14 protein-coding genes are annotated in these 15,935 nt (G+C 71.7%); 6 read left to right on the top strand and 8 right to left on the bottom strand.

Features of this window, described 5'->3' with window-relative positions:
- Positions 1-41: 41 nt before the first annotated feature.
- Complete coding sequence (locus SROS_RS19715; RefSeq protein WP_012890711.1) at positions 42-323, bottom strand: DUF3040 domain-containing protein; 282 nt, start codon at positions 321-323, stop codon at positions 42-44.
- Between the two features lie 564 nt (positions 324-887).
- Here SROS_RS19715 and SROS_RS19710 point away from each other — a divergent pair.
- Positions 888-4,067, top strand: coding sequence for a S41 family peptidase (locus tag SROS_RS19710; RefSeq protein WP_012890710.1), 3,180 nt, complete (start codon positions 888-890; stop codon positions 4,065-4,067).
- A gap of 8 nt (positions 4,068-4,075) precedes the next feature.
- Here the strand turns inward: SROS_RS19710 and SROS_RS19705 are convergent, their stop codons facing one another.
- Positions 4,076-5,032: a helix-turn-helix transcriptional regulator gene (locus SROS_RS19705; RefSeq protein ID WP_012890709.1), complete on the bottom strand. Its 957-nt coding sequence runs from the start codon at positions 5,030-5,032 to the stop codon at positions 4,076-4,078.
- Positions 5,033-5,113: 81 nt separating this feature from the next.
- Between SROS_RS19705 and SROS_RS19700 the strand changes: the two genes are divergently transcribed.
- The 4 genes from SROS_RS19700 to SROS_RS19685 all read left to right on the top strand — a co-directional run bounded on the left by SROS_RS19700 (position 5,114) and on the right by SROS_RS19685 (position 8,481).
- The gene (locus tag SROS_RS19700; RefSeq protein ID WP_012890708.1) at positions 5,114-5,860 is read left to right on the top strand and encodes an alpha/beta fold hydrolase; all 747 of its coding nucleotides are present in this window, start codon (positions 5,114-5,116) and stop codon (positions 5,858-5,860) included.
- Between the two features lie 113 nt (positions 5,861-5,973).
- Entirely contained in the window at positions 5,974-6,762 is a 789-nt protein-coding gene (locus SROS_RS19695; protein WP_218919877.1) for an SGNH/GDSL hydrolase family protein, read from the top strand.
- A gap of 61 nt (positions 6,763-6,823) precedes the next feature.
- Positions 6,824-7,879 (top strand): sensor histidine kinase, encoded by a 1,056-nt coding sequence (locus tag SROS_RS19690; RefSeq protein ID WP_012890706.1) that lies wholly within the window; start codon positions 6,824-6,826, stop codon positions 7,877-7,879.
- Positions 7,876-8,481 (top strand): response regulator transcription factor, encoded by a 606-nt coding sequence (locus SROS_RS19685; RefSeq protein WP_012890705.1) that lies wholly within the window; start codon positions 7,876-7,878, stop codon positions 8,479-8,481. The genes SROS_RS19690 and SROS_RS19685 overlap by 4 nt, the downstream gene beginning before the upstream one ends.
- Positions 8,482-8,522: 41 nt before the next feature.
- On the opposite strand, the gene SROS_RS19680 is transcribed toward SROS_RS19685, so the two are convergent.
- Positions 8,523-9,374, bottom strand: coding sequence for a GDSL-type esterase/lipase family protein (locus SROS_RS19680; RefSeq protein ID WP_245564678.1), 852 nt, complete (start codon positions 9,372-9,374; stop codon positions 8,523-8,525).
- A gap of 180 nt (positions 9,375-9,554) precedes the next feature.
- Here SROS_RS19680 and SROS_RS19675 point away from each other — a divergent pair, with 180 nt between their 5' ends.
- Entirely contained in the window at positions 9,555-10,784 is a 1,230-nt protein-coding gene (locus tag SROS_RS19675; protein ID WP_043656117.1) for an isochorismate synthase, read from the top strand.
- 21 nt (positions 10,785-10,805) lie between these two features.
- On the opposite strand, the gene SROS_RS19670 is transcribed toward SROS_RS19675, so the two are convergent.
- From SROS_RS19670 to SROS_RS19650, 5 genes are all read right to left on the bottom strand, one after another.
- Positions 10,806-12,065 (bottom strand): S1 family peptidase, encoded by a 1,260-nt coding sequence (locus tag SROS_RS19670; protein ID WP_012890702.1) that lies wholly within the window; start codon positions 12,063-12,065, stop codon positions 10,806-10,808.
- 500 nt (positions 12,066-12,565) lie between these two features.
- Positions 12,566-13,210: a response regulator gene (locus tag SROS_RS19665; RefSeq protein WP_012890701.1), complete on the bottom strand. Its 645-nt coding sequence runs from the start codon at positions 13,208-13,210 to the stop codon at positions 12,566-12,568.
- Positions 13,201-14,325: a sensor histidine kinase gene (locus SROS_RS19660; RefSeq protein WP_012890700.1), complete on the bottom strand. Its 1,125-nt coding sequence runs from the start codon at positions 14,323-14,325 to the stop codon at positions 13,201-13,203. The genes SROS_RS19665 and SROS_RS19660 overlap by 10 nt, the downstream gene beginning before the upstream one ends.
- A complete protein-coding gene (locus SROS_RS19655) occupies positions 14,322-14,963 on the bottom strand; it encodes a DedA family protein (RefSeq protein ID WP_012890699.1) in 642 nt (213 codons plus the stop codon). The genes SROS_RS19660 and SROS_RS19655 overlap by 4 nt, the downstream gene beginning before the upstream one ends.
- A gap of 337 nt (positions 14,964-15,300) precedes the next feature.
- The gene (locus SROS_RS19650; RefSeq protein WP_012890698.1) at positions 15,301-15,930 is read right to left on the bottom strand and encodes a YigZ family protein; all 630 of its coding nucleotides are present in this window, start codon (positions 15,928-15,930) and stop codon (positions 15,301-15,303) included.
- Positions 15,931-15,935 lie beyond the last annotated feature (5 nt).

Raw genomic sequence — 15,935 nt, 5'->3', positions numbered from 1 at the left:
GGAGGCCGGGAGCCTGTGAGGGCCGGGAGCGAGCGGCGGCGCTACAGCGGGAGCGCGGCGGCCTCGTGGCGCAGGACCAGGATGAGCAGCGTGGCGATCAGGGTCGCGATCAGCACCCAGCTGACCATGATGACGATCGTCGACCGGCGGGGACGGCGCGACGACCGCTTCCCCTTCTTCGCGTCGCGCCTGCGACGGCCGTGCTCCTTGCGCTGGACGCGCTCGTTGAACGACTCGAGCCGCGCCACCAGTCGCGGATCCTCATCGATGAGATGACGCTCTATCTGCAGCAGTAGTCGCTCCTCGTCTTGCGACCAGGCCATGCCGCACCTCCCCGGAACGCAAGGCGTGTGCGGATTTCCTGCCCAATCATGAAGATCGTTATCCATTCCGAGGCCCGCGATTTACCGCTTCTTTCCGCACCCGTCATCAGCGCCGTCACCGGCGGATGTACGGGGTCGCCGGGGGGCGCGGGCAGGGCGTCCGCACCGCCCTGTGGAGCGCGGGGAGCGGTCCGATGATCATTGTCTGCCCCCCTCGCGGGGCGGCCCGCTCCCATCACACCGCGAATCGCCGAACAATGGGTGATTGATGCCTTTAAAGGGCATTAGGCAGAATAATGCCCGAAAAATGCGTATTGCCATACTCTGCACATCGGAGGGCCCGCGACAGGCGCGGAGCGGAAATCCACCAGGGCGCCGAAGGGCAAGGAAAGGCCGCGATCAGGGTCATGCGCGCGGCCGGACAGGCCGGCCGGAAGGGTAAAAGCCCCGAAACCCGGCAAAGCAACCAAGGGGCCCGGAACGGATCCGGGATGCCACGGCCGTGAAATCATGATCGGGCGACCGGAGCGGCCCCCACCGGTCATCCGATCATGGAGTGACACGATGTCCGCCTACCTGCGATTCCCGACGATCTTCGGCGACCGGGTCGTCTTCGCCGCCGAGGACGACCTGTGGATGGTGCCCGTCACCGGCGGACGGGCCTTCCGGCTGACCGCCGGGGTGGCCGAGGCGGGCTACCCCCGGTTCTCCCCGTGCGGCGACCAGCTCGCCTTCGCCGGCCGCGAGGAGGGGCCGGAGGAGGTCTACGTGATGCCCGCCGACGGCGGGGCGGCCCGGCGGATCACCTATCACGGGGCCCGCTCCACGGTCACCGGCTGGGATCCCGACGGCGCCGTCCTGTACGCCAGCGACGAGTCCCAGCCCTTCGAGGGGCAGAAGTGGCTGCACCGGATCCACCCGGACGGGATTCCGGAGCGCCTGCCGTACGGCCCGGCCAACTCCATCTCCTACGGCCCGCAGATCGTGCTGGGCCGCAACACCGCCGACCCGGCCCGCTGGAAGCGCTACCGGGGCGGCACCGTGGGCGACCTGTGGATCGGCACCGAGGAGTTCCGGCGGCTCATCGCCCTGCCGGGCAACCTGGCCTCGCCCTGCTGGGCCGGGGAGCGGGTCTACTTCATCTCCGACCACGAGGGTGTCGGCAACGTCTACTCCTGCACCGCGGACGGCGGGGACCTGCGCAGGCACTCCGACCACGCCGACTACTACGCCCGCAACCTGTCCGGTGACGGCCACCGGCTGGTCTACCACGCCGGAGCCGAGCTCTACCTGGTCGAGGACGGGGAGTCACACCGTGTCGAGGTGTGCCTGCGCAGCTCCCGCACCCAGCGCAACCGCCGTTTCGCCGCGGCCGAGGACTTCCTCGACAGCGCCACGCTCAGTCCCGACGGCAGCGGCCTGGCCATCACCACCCGGGGCAAGGCGTTCTCCTTCGCCGACTGGGAGGGCCCGGTCCGCCAGCACGGCGCGCCGTACGGCGTCCGCTACCGCCTGCTGACCTGGCTGAACGACGACGAGCGGCTGATCGCGGCGGCCAGCGACGACGGCGACCGCGAGGTGCTGTCCATACTCACCGCCGACGGCAGCGCCGAACCGGTCCAGCTCGACCACCTCGACACCGGGCGCGTCACCGCGCTGGAGGTCTCCCCCAAGGACGACAGGGTCGCGATCGCCAACCACCGCAACGAGCTGCTCGTGGTCGACCTCACCGGGGGCACGGTGACCGGCGCCCGGAGCACGGTGATCGACGCCAGCAGGTTCGGCGCGATCGAGGACCTCGCCTGGTCTCCCGACGGCCGCTGGCTGGCCTACGCCTGCCGTGACACCGCGCAGACCATGGCCGTCAAGCTGTGCCGGATCGAGACCGGCGAGACGTTCTTCGCCACCCGCCCGGTGCTGTGGGACAGCGGCCCCGCCTTCGACCCCGGCGGCGACTACCTCTACTTCATCGGCCAGCGCGTCTTCAACCCGGTCTACGACGAGCTCCAGTTCGACCTGGGATTCCCCCTCGGCTCCCGCCCCTACGCCATCGGGCTCCGCGCCGACGTCCGCTCCCCCTTCGTCCCCGAACCCCGGCCGCTCAAGGACGACGACGATGACGACGACGGTGACGGTGACGGTGACGACGGGCAGGAGACCGAGGTGGTCATCGACCTGGCGGGCATCCAGGACCGCGTCGTCGCCTTCCCCGTCCCCGAGGGACGCTACGACCGCATCGCCGGGATCAAGGGCAAGGCCGTCTACCTGACGTTCCCCGTGGAGGGCAGCCTCGGCGACGACTACGCCGACTCCTCCGACGGCACGCTGCAGGTCTACGACTTCGCCGGCCAGAAGCAGGAGACCCTGGTCGGGGACGTCTCGGAGTTCCAGCTGGGCCGTGACGGCACCACCCTGCTCTACCAGGCCGGAAAACGGCTGCGGGTGATCAAGGCGGGCGAGGCGCCCGAGGACGACGACACGCCGAGCCGCGGCAGCGGATGGGTCGACCTGTCGCGGGTCAAGGTGTCCATCCGCCCGGAGGCCGAGTGGCGGCAGATGTTCCGCGAGGCCTGGCGGCTGCAGCGGGAGAACTTCTGGACCCAGGACATGGCCGGGATCGACTGGGAGGGTGTCTACCGGCGCTACCTCCCGCTGGTGGACCGGGTCACCACCCGGGGAGAGTTCTCCGACCTGCTGTGGGAGCTGCTCGGCGAGCTCGGCACCTCCCACGCCTACGAGAGCGGCGGCGCCTACCCGTCCCGGCCGCACTACCGGCAGGGCAAGCTCGGCGTCGACTGGTCCTTCGAGGACGGCCTCTACCGGGTCGCCCGGATCGTCAACGGCGACCGCTGGGATCCCGAGGTCACCTCGCCGCTCAACCGCCTCGGGGTGGACGTACGGCCCGGCGACGTGGTGCTGGCCGTCAACGGCCAGCCCGTCGGCCCGTCGGCCGGCCCGGACGAAAGGCTGGTCAACCAGGCCGATCAGGAGGTCCAGCTCACCGTCAGGCGCGGGCAGGACAAGCGGACCTTCAACGTGAAGGCCATCGGCGACGAGCAGCCGGGCCGCTACCGCGACTGGGTGGAGGCCAACCGGACCCACTGCCACGAGCGCAGCGGCGGCCGGGTCGGCTACCTGCACATCCCCGACATGGGGCCGGACGGCTACTCCGAGTTCCACCGCGGCTTCCTCACCGAATACGACCGGGAGGGCCTGATCGTGGACGTCCGGTTCAACGGCGGCGGCCACGTGTCGGCCCTGCTGCTGGAGAAGCTCTCCCGCCGCCGCCTCGGCTACAACTTCCCGCGGTGGAGCGTGCCCGAGCCCTACCCCGACGAGTCCCCCCGGGGTCCGATGGTCGCGATCACCAACGAGTGGGCCGGCTCCGACGGCGACATCTTCAGCCACACCTTCAAACTGCTCGGCCTGGGCCCGCTGATCGGCAAGCGCACCTGGGGCGGGGTGATCGGCATCTGGCCCCGGCACCAGCTCGCCGACGGCACGGTCACCACCCAGCCGGAGTTCTCCTTCGCCTTCGACGACGTGGGCTGGCGGGTGGAGAACTACGGCACCGACCCCGACATCGAGGTGGACATCACCCCGCAGGACTACGCCCGCGGCGTGGACACCCAGCTCGACAAGGCGATCGAGGTCGCCCTGGAACGCCTGCTCCTCCATCCCCCGCACACGCCCAATCCGGCCGACCGGCCGCGGCTCACGGTCCCGCGCCTGCCACCTCGCTGAGCTGGGGATCAGGGCGCGGCGACGGAGGCGGCCTCCATGAGCCGCCCGGCCAGCGCCCTGATCTCCCCGCGCAGCTCGTCGGGGGTGATCACGGTGAACGGCCAGCCGAGCCCGGCCAGCATCTGCGCCATCCCGCCCAGCTGCTCGGCCCTCGTCTCCAGCAGGATCCCATCGGCGGTCTCGGTCAGCGTCGCCGTCTCCGCCGGGATCCTGCCGCGCGCCTCCTCCAGGGGGACGGCCAGCAGCACCTTCACCTCGTGCCGGTACGGCACCGCCGACAGCGACCCGACCACGTGCGCGACCGCGTCGAAGTCGCCCGGGTCGTCGAAGGACCGCCCGGCCCGTACGGCGCCCGCCACCCGGTCCACCCGGAAGGTCCGCACCTCCCCGCTGCCGTGGTCGAATCCGGCGGCGTACCAGCGCCCGGAGTGGAAGACGATGCCGTAGGGGTCCAGGTCGCGTTCCGAGGACTCGCCCCGCCAGGACCGGTAGGCCAGCCGTACCGTCTGCCGGTGCCGGGCGGCGTCGGCGAGCGCGAGCAGGGGCCCGGCCTTCGGGGCGCTCGCCGACGCCGGCGCCCTGGTGTGCTCCAGCGTCGCCGACACCGCGGCGACGCGCTCGCGCAGCACCTGCGGGAGCACCCGCTGGATCTTGGCCAGCGCGCTCTCGGTCGCCGTCTCCCCCACCGCGAGACCGGTCCGCCGCCCGGCCAGCAGCCCCAGCACGACGGCCGTGGCCTCGTCGTCGGTGAGCATCAGCGGCGGCAGCTTGTAGCCGGGCAGGAGCCGGTAGCCGCCGTGGCGCCCGCGCTCGGCCTCCACCGGCACGCCGAGCTCGGAGAGCTTCACCGCGTAGCGGCGCACCGTGCGCTCGTCCACCTCCAGCCGGGCGGCGAGTTCGGGCCCGGTCAGACCGGGGCCGGCCTGCAGGATCTCCAGCAGCGCGAGGACCCGGGTGACGGTCATTCGAAAGTCCTCCAAAAATCAGGACCGATTCTGTCCGGATTCCACTCTAAGCTAAAACCACACAAAGAAGGAGATAATGCGATGAGCACCTATGTTCTGGTCCCCGGTTTCTGGCTCGGTGCCTGGGCCTGGGAGAAGGTCGTCCCGCCGCTGCGCGAGGCCGGTCACGACGTCCACCCGGTCACCCTCACCGGACTCGGCGACCGCTCCCACCTGGCGGGCGCCGGGGTCGATCTTGAGACGCACATCCAGGACGTCGTCAACGCCGTCGTCTTCGCGGACCTGCACGACGTGATCCTCGTCGGTCACAGCGGCGCCAGCGCGGCCGTCACGGGCGCGGCCGACCGGATCCCCGAGCGCGTGGCCCGCCTTGTCTATCTCGACGCCGGCCCGACGGCCGACGGCCTGACGTTCATGGACCTCAACGAGCCCGACTGGAAGGCGGTCATCGAGGCCCGGGTCGCCGAGCAGGGAGGCGGGACGAGCTACCCGCTGCCCTCCTGGCAGGAGCAGGAGCAGGCCGGCGCCAGCCTGGAGGGGCTGGGCGAGGCCGAACTCGACTGGTTCGCCTCCCGCGCGACGCCTCAGCCGTACGGCACCATGACCCAGCCGCTGACGCTGACGGGCGAGGTGGACAAGCTGCCCAAGACGCTCGTCGCGTGCTCGTTGCCGCTGGAGCAGGTCCAGGCGATGATCGCAGCCGGGCACCCGCTCTTCGCGGCGCTCGCCGGACCGGAGTGGAGCTTCGAGGTGGTGCCCACCGGTCACTGGCCGATGTTCTCCAAGCCCGTGGAGACCGCGGCCGCGCTCGCCGCGCTGGCGGGCTGAGGTCCGGAGGGGAGGCCGGGATCCCGTGGGGGCCGCGCAGGGCGGCCCCCGACGGTACGGTGGGGCCGCGGGCGCCCCGGGCGGCTCTCCCCTCCCCATCCACGTCGGAGCCCATGATGATCTTTTGGTTCAGGCGGGCGGTGGCCGCGCTGCTCGCGGTGGCACTCGGCGCCGCCACCGTCCTCCCCTGTCCCGTCACGGCCTCGGCGGAGTCCAACGGCGGCACGCGGATCATGCCGCTGGGCGACTCCATCACCGACGGTTTCGCCGACCCCGGCGGGTACCGCGTCGCCCTGTGGAGGTCGCTGGCCGACGCCGGTCACCTCGTCGACTTCGTGGGCTCGGGATACAACGGGCCCGCCGAGCTGGCCGATCACGACCACGAGGGCCACCCCGGATGGCGGATCGACGAGATCGACGCCGGCGTCGCCGGATGGATCGGATCGACGTCCCCGCGCACGGTGCTGCTGCACATCGGGACCAACGACATGGTCCAGAACCGCGACCTGGCCGGCGCCCCCGCCCGGCTCTCCGCTCTCATCGACCGCATCACCGCGGCCGCCCCGGCCGCCGAGCTGTTCGTCGCCACGATCATCCCGCTGGCCGACCCCGTGCTGGAGGCCCGCGCCGCCGCCTACAACGCCGCGATCCCCGGCATCGTCCGGAGCAGGGCCGCCGCGGGCCGGCGCGTGCACCTGGTCGACATGCACGCCGCCGTCGCCGCCGCCGACCTGGCCGACGGCGTCCACCCCGGCCGCACCGGCTACGACCGCATGGCCGCGGCCTGGCATGCCGCCCTGTCGTCCGTGCCCGGCAGCGCCGGCTTCCGCGGACACGGCGGCCGGAGGGCGACCGGGTCGCCACCCCGCCCGGCGGGTCCGTGGGGTTCCCGGCGGGCGTGACGGATCGGCGCGAGGACACGGTCGCCGCCCGGCACGACAAGGCGCGTGATAGAGATGAGCGGTGCGGAGCGAGCATGAGCGGTCAGGCGAGTCCGCGTTCTACCCGTGGCTGCTGCTCGCCTACCCGCCGGCCCGCGACCTCGCCGAAGGACTGGTCCGGCAGGCCGGCCCTGCCGCGATCTGCCTGGCCGCCTTCGTCGTCCTCTACACGCTGTCGGTCGCCCTCTCCTTCCGTGACCGTCACCGCACGGCGGCGGCCGCGCTGGCCGCGCTCGTGGTGGTGACCTTCCTGCTGCTGACCCGGTTCGCCGAGAGCTGGTTCCATCTGACGACGCTGATGACCATCGCCTGCGGGGCCGTGGTCCGGGGCAGGGCGGTCTACGCCGTCCTCACGGCGCTGACGGCCACGCTGGCCCTGCTGATGTGGCGCGCGGGGGCCGGCGGGGAGGACATCTCGATGACTCTCTGGGGGGCGGCCGTCGGCGGTCTCGTGGTGAGCATCGTCATGAAGCTGTTCTCCATGATCGCCGAGCTCCGCAGGACCCGCGAGGAGCTGGCCCACGCCGCGGTGGCCGAGGAACGGCTCCGGTTCTCCCGGGACCTGCACGACCTGCTCGGGCACACGCTGTCGGTGATGGTGGTGAAGGCGGAGGCCGTACGGCGTCTGGCCCCCCGCGACGCGGAGGCCGCGGCGCGGCAGGCGGCCGACATCGAGACCGCCGGCAGGCAGGCGCTGAGGGAGGTCAGGGCCACGGTCACCGGCTACCGCGGCCGTGGCCTGGCCGCCGAGCTGGCGTCGGCGCGCACCGCCCTGGCCGAGGCGGGCATCGCCGCCACGGTGAGGGTCCCCGAGTCGAGGATGGCCCCGGAGGCCGACGCCCTGATGGGCTGGGCCGTACGAGAGGGGGTGACCAATGTCATCCGTCACAGCGGCGCCCGCGCCTGCGAGATCAGGTTGGACGGGGCCATCCTGGAGATCCACGACGACGGCCGGGGACCCGGCGGCTCCGGCAACGGCAACGGACTGCGCGGCCTGGCCGAACGGGCCGTGGCCCTGGGCGGGACGCTGGAGACGAGCGCCGCGGACGGCTTCCTGCTGAGGGTGACGATTCCATGATCAGAATACTGCTGGCCGAGGACCAGGGCATGATGCGCGGCGCGCTGGCCATGCTCCTGAACCTGGAAGAGGACATCGAGGTCGCGGTCACGGTCGGCACGGGCGACGAGGTCGTGCCCGCCGCGCTGCGGGCACGACCCGACGTCGCGCTGCTGGACATCGAGATGCCGGGGATGAACGGCCTGGACGCCGCCGCCGAGCTGCGGGAGCGGCTGCCGGACTGCCGGGTGCTGATCCTGACCACCTTCGGCAGGCCGGGCTACCTGCGCCGGGCGATGGAGGCCGGCGCCGCCGGGTTCCTGGTCAAGGACGGGCCGGTCGAGGAGCTCGCCGCGGCGGTCCGCCGGGTCCTGGCGGGCGAGAAGGTGATCGATCCCGCGCTGGCTGCCGCCGCGCTGAGCACCGGCCCCAACCCGCTGACCGACCGGGAGCGGGACGTGCTGGCCGCCGCGGCCGACGGCGCGACCGTCGCCGACATCTCGCTCCGGCTGCACCTGTCGGAGAGCACCGTCCGCAACTACCTGTCGGCGGCGATCGGCAAGACCGGCACCCGCAACCGCATCGAGGCCGCCCGCAGCGCCCGGCACAACGGCTGGCTCTAGGTCACCGCGCCACCCGTCGCCCGTTGCCGGCCGCCCGGCGGTCAGGACCGGGCCTCCAGCTCCCAGACGGGCTCCTCGGCCCAGTCGCTGATCGCCTGGAAGGTCTTCTCGGCGATCAGCTCCTGGCCCGCGGCGTTGGGGTGGAAGAAGTCCCATTTGCTGACGTGGCTCAGCGTGAAGGGCGTGTTGAACAGGGCGTTGCCGTCGAACCTGCAGGCCGGGCCGTACGCGGCGCAGGCCCTGGCCAGGACGGCGTTGTAGGCGGTGACCCTGCCGCGCACCCGGTCGCGGCGGGCCCGGTCGGCAGCGGCGGTCGAGGTGGGCTTGGCCAGCATGGTCGGGCAGATCCGGCCGATCGCCCAGAAGCCGCGCGCCACCACGCTGTCCCTGCCGACCCGCCACAGCCGCTTGAGGTCGGGGATGCTCGCCACGAACACCCTGGCGCCGGGCCGGCCGGCCCGTAACACCCTCAACGCCTCGGTCACCCGGCTCTGGTAGAGCGCCACCGGGGTCATCCGCCGCTCCTCGGACATGCACGCGTCCTGGGCCCCGACCAGGACCGTCACGTAGTCGGCGCGCTGCGCGACGGCCCTGGCCATCTGCCCGGCGAGGTCGGCGCTGGTCGCGCCGGGGACGGCGAGGGTGATGTTGTGCCCGGCGATGCCGTCGTCCAGGTCGCGCAGCCTCGTGTAGTGGCTCCGGACGCTCCGGCTGTCACCCGAGGACCAGGAGCGCGAGACGCAGGGGACGTACCAGCCGCAGGCGTTGAACCCGGCACTGATCGAGTCTCCGACCGCGGCCATCACCACCGGGCGCCACTGCTCGGCGGCCGCCGCGGCCGAGGGGACCGCACAGGTGGCCGCGAGCGCCACGATCCCTGTGAATGCGGTCACAGTCTTGCAGGCCATGGCACCTCCGGCTGAGCGATCACGTCTGCTTCGGATGTATCACCGCAGGACAGCGTGGCGCTCTCCGTTGACCGAGTGCCTTGGTTTTCTTGACAGAGCGTGGCGGCTGTGCAGACTGGGGGATGCCCGCCGAACACGTTCAGTTTCCCGCATAGAGTGTTCCGGGTGAGTGTCGCGCTCGGATTGAACCGTCCCCTCGTGGTGAGAACCACGCTCGTCGGCGACCCCGGCGACCTGCTCGCGCGACTTCCCGCGGCCGCCCCCTACGCCTGGATCAGGCACGGCGAGGGTATGGTGGCCTGGGGAGAGGCCGCACGGGTGGCTGTGCCACCCGGCCCCAGGCGTTTCGAGTGGGCTCGTGACTGGCTGTCGGAGACCTTCGGCGAGGCCCATGTCGACGACGACGTGGGCGTCCCCGGCTCGGGCCCGGTCGCCTTCGGTTCCTTCACCTTCGACCCCGACGCCCAGGGCTCGGTCCTCGTCGTCCCGCGGGTCGTCCTGGCCCGCCGCGACGGCCGCGCCTGGCTGACCACCCTCGGCGAGGAGCGGCTCGACCTGGTCACCCCGCTCCGCGACCCCGGCAGGATCCGGTACGGCGACGGCAGCCTGACCGCTCCCGAATGGGAGCACGCCGTGGCGCGGGCCGTCGGGCAGATCAGGTCCGGGCGCCTGGAGAAGGCCGTGCTCGCCCGCGACCTGACCGCCACGGCGGAGCGGGAGATCGACGTCCGCCTGCTGCTGTCACGTCTGGCCCGCCGCTATCCCGGGTGCTACACCTTCTCCTGCGCCGGCCTGGTCGGCGCCACCCCCGAGCTGCTGGTCCGGCACACCGGCGAGACGATCGAGTCCCTGGTGCTGGCTGGCACGGCCTCCAGGGGCACGGACGAGGCCGACGACATGGCGCGCGGCGCCGCCCTGTTCGCCTCGGAGAAGGACCGCTACGAGCACACCTGCGCGGTGGAGTCGGTCCGGGAGGCGCTGGCCCCGCTCTGCTCCGAGCTGAAGGTGCCCGAGGAGCCCGAGCTCCTGGTCCTGTCCAACGTCCAGCACCTGGCCAGCCCGGTGACCGGGCGCCTGTCGGCCGGGGCCTCGGTCCTGGACGTGGTGGCCGCCATGCACCCGACGGCCGCCGTCGGCGGGACGCCCACCGAGACGGCGCTCGGCGTGATCCGCGAGCTGGAGGGCATGGACCGCGCCGGTTATGCCGGGCCGGTCGGCTGGATCGACGCCCGGGGCGACGGCGAGTGGGGCATCGCGCTGCGCTGCGCCCAGATCGAGGGCCGCCGGGCCCGCCTGTTCGCCGGCTGCGGCATCATGGGCGACTCCGCGCCGGCCGCCGAGCTGGCCGAGGCCCAGGCCAAGCTCCGCGTGATGCAGTACGCCCTGGAGGGCTGAGCGGGCGGGGCCAGGGCCGGGTCATGAGGGAGCGGGGCGGCCGGGCCGGGCCGCCATCCGCTCGGCCGCCTTGGCCCTGTACTCCCATGCCTGCCGATGCGAGGGCATCCGGACGAGGACCGCGTCGAATCCCCTCATCGCCGCGGGATAGTCGCCGGCCCAGTAATCCTCCAGGGCGGCGCGGTACAGCCGGTCCAGGGCGCCCTGCTCGTTTTTCACGCCGTTGCGGGCGAGGATCTCCCGGATGAGGGAGGAGGGGGCCACGAAGTTGAATTGCTGCTCGTTGTCGATTTTGAAGGTGAGCAGCCCCATGGCCTTCGCCGAGGCTGTTTCGACCGCGGGTCCCCCGCTCATGCCCTGCGATATGGCTGCGCTTATCTCGTAGAGAGGCACCCCCTTACTCGTGATTTTCGCGCTCACCTTTCCGTCCTTGTTGGTCGGCTCCAGCACGCGGTCCTCCATCGGGCGCTCGAACCCGGGATAACCGATCGCGAGAACGGGCGTCCCTATCTCGACCGTGCTCTCCGGGGCGAGCTCGACGCTCGGCAGGTCCGCACCGTCGACCTTCAGCAGCGCGACGTCGCCCTTGCTCGTGGGCTCGAACGAGACCACGCGGGCGAACTTCGGCAGGGCGCCCATGGGACCTGGAGAGGCGAACACGTCGGTCGGGCTCACCATGGGGGCGACGCTCTGGAAGACGCGGACGATCATGTCCGGCGGCGTGCCCGCGACCTCGCCCTCGACGACCCAGTTGCCGGTGAACTCCTTGTCCAGCTGTTCCTTGGTCTTCTTGTTGCCCTTCTCCTGCTCCTTGCGTATCACCTCGTCGAAGAACGCCCGTGAAGCGCCCTCGATGCCGGGGTCGACGCAGTGCCCGGCGGTGACGACGTGCCCGTCCGGGTTCACGGTGAAGCCGGTGCAGGCGGCGAGGAAGCTGATGGGCTCTGCCGACCAGAACTGCCCGGACGACAGGTTCCGGAGGTATCCCCTCCACTCCACCTCCACGTACATGACGGAGGGGCGGATCAGGGCGGACGCCCGTTCCTCGGGGGTGACGGGGGGCCTGCCGCTGGGTGCCGACCGGGACGGGGAGGCCGGCGGCGGAGAGGCCGGCGTGGTCGTGGGAGAGGCCGCAGGGCTCGCGGCGGAGGAAGTGGGGCTCGCGGGCGAGGAAGTGGGAGCGGCCGGCGGAGCCGGGGAGCCGGCGCTGCTGCCGCATCCCGACGCGGCGAGCGCCGTCGCGGCGGTCGCCGACGCGACCGCCCGCAGGAATCCACCCATGACATGCCGCCTTCCGTCTCCGCTGAATCCATGGGATCCTCCCCGCCCACCGGCACCCCGTTTCCGGAACGTGGGAGACGCGCCGTGCTCCAGGCCTGGCAGGGGGATGGGTTCCGGCGGCTCAAAAGGTTTCCGTGGAATCAGTGGAGCCAGGGAATGAAATCGCGGCCACGCGAAGAATCCGGGATATCGGCGCGCGGTTCCCCGACCGGCTCCGGCCTGGACGGCCGACCGGCCGCCATTCCCTCTCGTCCGGCTTCCCGCCCGCAACCTGGTTCAATCGATATCGTACAGCTCGAAAAGATTCCTCAATCTAAGAGGTCAGGTAATATTCACATTTTTCGCGCCATACGACCATGAGAATCCACAGAACCGGCAAAAGGTCCGGAATAGTTTATTGTCCCGCACGCCCCTGCGGCGGTCCTGCAGCGCCGGTGCCGTAGGCGGCGGTGCCGCAGGTGGCGGTGAGCGCGGGGTGTGGCCGCGGGTGAGCGGCGGCCCTACGACCCCAGATAGCGCAGTACGGCCAGCACCCGGCGGCTGTAGCCGGTGACGTGCAGGAGCCCGAGCTTGTCGAAGATGGAGTTGACGTGCTTTTCCACCGCGCTCTGGGAGACGACGAGCTGCTCGGCGATGGAGGCGTTGGTGCAGCCCTGCGCCATGTGGTCCAGCACGTCGCGTTCGCGGGGCGTCAGCCGGCTCAGCGGGTCGACGTGGGTGGTGCGGGCGAGGAGCTGCCGCACCACCTCGGGGTCGAAGGCGGCTCCCCCGGCGCCGACCCGATCGAGCGCGTCGAGGAAGTCGCCGATCTGGGCGACCCGGTCCTTGAGCAGGTAGCCCACCCCGTCCACGTCGCCGCTCATCAGCTCGGTGGCGTAGTGCTTCTCGACATACTGCGACAGGACCAGCACGCGCGTGCCGGGCCGGCGGCGGCGGATCTCCAGCACCGCCCGCAGTCCCTCGTCGGTGTGGGTCGGCGGCATCCGCACGTCGGCCACCACGATGTCGGGCCCGTGCTCGTCCACCGCCTCGATGAGCGCCGTACCGTCGCCGACCGCGGCCAGGACCTCGTGCCCCTCCTCCACCAGCAGCCGGACCAGCCCTTCGCGCAGCAGCGTGGAGTCCTCGGCCAGGATCACCCGCATGGGAGCTCCGCGGTGATCGTGGTGGGCCCGCCGTACGGGCTGTCGACGTGGAAGCGCCCGTCCAGGGCGGCCACCCGGCGGGCGAGGCCGGAGAGCCCTCCACCGGAGGGGTCGGCGCCGCCGCGCCCGTCGTCCTGTGCCCGCACGACGACCACCGTGCCTTCCTTGAAGATCTCGACGGTGACCGCACCGGCCGCCGCGTGCTTGGCCGCGTTGGTGACGGCCTCGCAGACCACGAAGTACGCCGCCGTCTCCACCTGCCCGACGGGACGCTCGTCAAGAGCGTAGTGGACCGTGACCGGCACCCCGGCACGCTCGGCGACGGTGGCGAGGGCGTCTCTGAGGCCGAGGGAGTCCAGGCCGGTCGGGTAGACCCGCCAGGCCACCTCCCGCAGGTCGCCCAGCGCCCCCCGGGCCTCCTCGTGGGCCTGGCGGAGCAGCTCGTCGAGCAGTTCCGGCGCGCGGCCCCGGCGGGCCCGGCCGATCAGCATCGCCAGCGCGACCAGGCGCTGCTGCACGCCGTCGTGGAGGTCGCGCTCGATGCGCCTGCGTTCCTGGTCGACGGCCACCACGATGCCCGAGCGGGTCTCGGCCAGCTCGGTGATGCGGCGTTCGAGCAGCTCGGTGGCGCTGGGCCCGAGCGCCCACCGGGCCACCCGCCGCTCAAGGGCGACCAGCCCGACGAGCCCCATGATCTCCAGGAAGAGCAGGACCAGCCCGAGGACCAGCATGTAGAGCACGAGCAGCGTGGTCGGCTCCATGCCGTCGAACCGCTCGCCCCGCCCCCATTGCCAGGCGAGCCGTCCTCCGGCACCGGCTCCGATGACCAGCAGCGCGAGCACCAGGCCGCCCAGCACCCCCACCGGCCAGCGCCATGCCGCGTAACGCAGCGCCCGCCGCCCGTCGTAGCCGGAGACCTCGGCCCCGCCGAGCAGGCCCAGCCGCCGGACCTCGACGTCGGCCAGCAGCGTGGCCGCGGCGAGCACGTGCCGCCGCGCCCGGGGGAAGGCCAGGAGCGGGGCCGTGACCAGGAGGAAGACCAGCTCGACGAGGGCCGTGGGGACGCCCAGCGCGAGTCCGGCCAGCGACCGGAGGGCCCTTGTCGGCATGTTCATCGCTGCGCGTGGTGCTTGCCCTTGCGCCTGTCCATCAGGCGGATCACGATGAAGATCACCACGGCGAGCACCACGATGCCCAACACGGCCTTGGACAGGATTCCGGCATAGTCCTCGACCAGCGACCAGTTCTCGCCGAGCAGGTATCCGGCCATCACGAAGGCCGTGTTCCAGATGAGGCTGCCCAGCGTGGTGAGGAGGGTGAAGATCGAGATCGGCATGCGCTCGACCCCGGCCGGGATCGAGATGAGGCTGCGGAAGATGGGGATCATCCGGCCGAAGAAGACCGTCTTCTTACCGTGCCTGGCGAACCAGGCCTCGGTCTTCTCGATGTCGGAGACGCTGATCAGCGGCAGCTTCGCCGCGATGGCGACCACCCGCTCACGGCCCAGCAGGGCCCCGATCCCGTAGAGTGCCAGCGCGCCGATCACGGAGCCGAGGGTGGTCCAGAGGATGGCGTCGAACAGGGTCATGTTCCCCTTGCTCGCGGTGAACCCGGCCAGCGGCAGGATCACCTCGCTCGGCAGCGGCGGGAACAGATTCTCGAGCGCGATCGCCACCCCGGCCCCGGGCGCCCCCAGGGTCTCCATAAGGTTGATCGCCCACCCGGCGATTCCGTCAACGTTGGTTGCACTCATGGCAATAAGGCTAGAGAAATTTGAATATGCCGAGAATGAGGGCGACCATCGAGCTTGCCCCGCACGCACCCCAGTGCGCGGGGTGGGGAAAACCTCAGGTCCCCGCCGGGTGCCCGCGACGGCCGGGCCGGCCGCGTGGGTGATCGGCGAATTCGGGGATTCCCGCACGTCAGGCCCCCTGTCGGCCGTCGGGACGAGAGCGGCGGGGCGGGGCGGAGATCGGGCCCCGGCGCGGGGCGGGCGGGGCGCGTCCGCTGGTCAGCGGCGAAGTTCCGCAATCGCCTGTGATCTATCCCACAGTTTTCGCCACCGGGCGCGGGACACCGGCGCACACCGGTCAGGCACTCCTGAGATAGACCGTCTCTCCTGTCCCGACCTCCGCCCGGCCGGCCGTCAGCGTGGCGACCCAGCCGGGGAAGGCGGCCAGGTCGGCCTCCCGCACCGCGATCCGGAAGCCGACCTCGGCGCCGTAGACGACCTCCCTGACCTCGTACGGCGAGATGCGCAGGTCGTTCTCCAACCGCCCGGCCAGGACGTGGTCCACGGTCACCGACATGACCCTGGCGGGCACCATCTCGACCAGGGACGTGAGGTCCAGCGTCTTGCCGACCGATGAGCCGTAGGCCCGGACGAGGCCGCCCGCGCCCAGCTTCACCCCGCCGAAGTAGCGCGTGACCACCGCCACCACGTCGCCGAGCCCGCGGCGCAGCAGCGTCTCCAGCATCGGGGTACCGGCGGTGCCACCGGGCTCCCCGTCGTCGTCGGCCTTCTGGACCAGCCGGTCACCGCCGATCACGTAGGCGGAGCAGTTGTGCGTGGCGTCGCCGTACAGCCGCCTGCGCTCGGCCACGAACCGCCTGGCCGCCTCCTCCGAGACCACCGGGGCGATCGCGCAGACGAACCGTGACCGCTTGATCTCGATCTCGTGCTCGACGACGTCTTCCAGCGTGAGGTACGGCGCAGCCATCCGGA

The organism is Streptosporangium roseum DSM 43021 (assembly GCF_000024865.1).
In the GTDB taxonomy this organism is placed as follows: Bacteria; Actinomycetota; Actinomycetes; order Streptosporangiales; family Streptosporangiaceae; genus Streptosporangium; species Streptosporangium roseum.
The sequence above is the reverse complement of the archived record's forward strand: the minus strand, read 5'-3'. Positions and strand labels throughout refer to the sequence as shown.

Coding starts and splice junctions, on each gene's coding strand:
- SROS_RS19715 (WP_012890711.1), bottom strand. CDS start 323: ATGGCCTGGTCGCAAGACGAGGAGCGACTACTGCTGCAGATAGAGCGT.
- SROS_RS19710 (WP_012890710.1), top strand. CDS start 888: ATGTCCGCCTACCTGCGATTCCCGACGATCTTCGGCGACCGGGTCGTC.
- SROS_RS19705 (WP_012890709.1), bottom strand. CDS start 5,032: ATGACCGTCACCCGGGTCCTCGCGCTGCTGGAGATCCTGCAGGCCGGC.
- SROS_RS19700 (WP_012890708.1), top strand. CDS start 5,114: ATGAGCACCTATGTTCTGGTCCCCGGTTTCTGGCTCGGTGCCTGGGCC.
- SROS_RS19695 (WP_218919877.1), top strand. CDS start 5,974: ATGATGATCTTTTGGTTCAGGCGGGCGGTGGCCGCGCTGCTCGCGGTG.
- SROS_RS19685 (WP_012890705.1), top strand. CDS start 7,876: ATGATCAGAATACTGCTGGCCGAGGACCAGGGCATGATGCGCGGCGCG.
- SROS_RS19670 (WP_012890702.1), bottom strand. CDS start 12,065: ATGGGTGGATTCCTGCGGGCGGTCGCGTCGGCGACCGCCGCGACGGCG.
- SROS_RS19665 (WP_012890701.1), bottom strand. CDS start 13,210: ATGCGGGTGATCCTGGCCGAGGACTCCACGCTGCTGCGCGAAGGGCTG.
- SROS_RS19660 (WP_012890700.1), bottom strand. CDS start 14,325: ATGAACATGCCGACAAGGGCCCTCCGGTCGCTGGCCGGACTCGCGCTG.
- SROS_RS19655 (WP_012890699.1), bottom strand. CDS start 14,963: ATGAGTGCAACCAACGTTGACGGAATCGCCGGGTGGGCGATCAACCTT.
- SROS_RS19650 (WP_012890698.1), bottom strand. CDS start 15,930: ATGGCTGCGCCGTACCTCACGCTGGAAGACGTCGTCGAGCACGAGATC.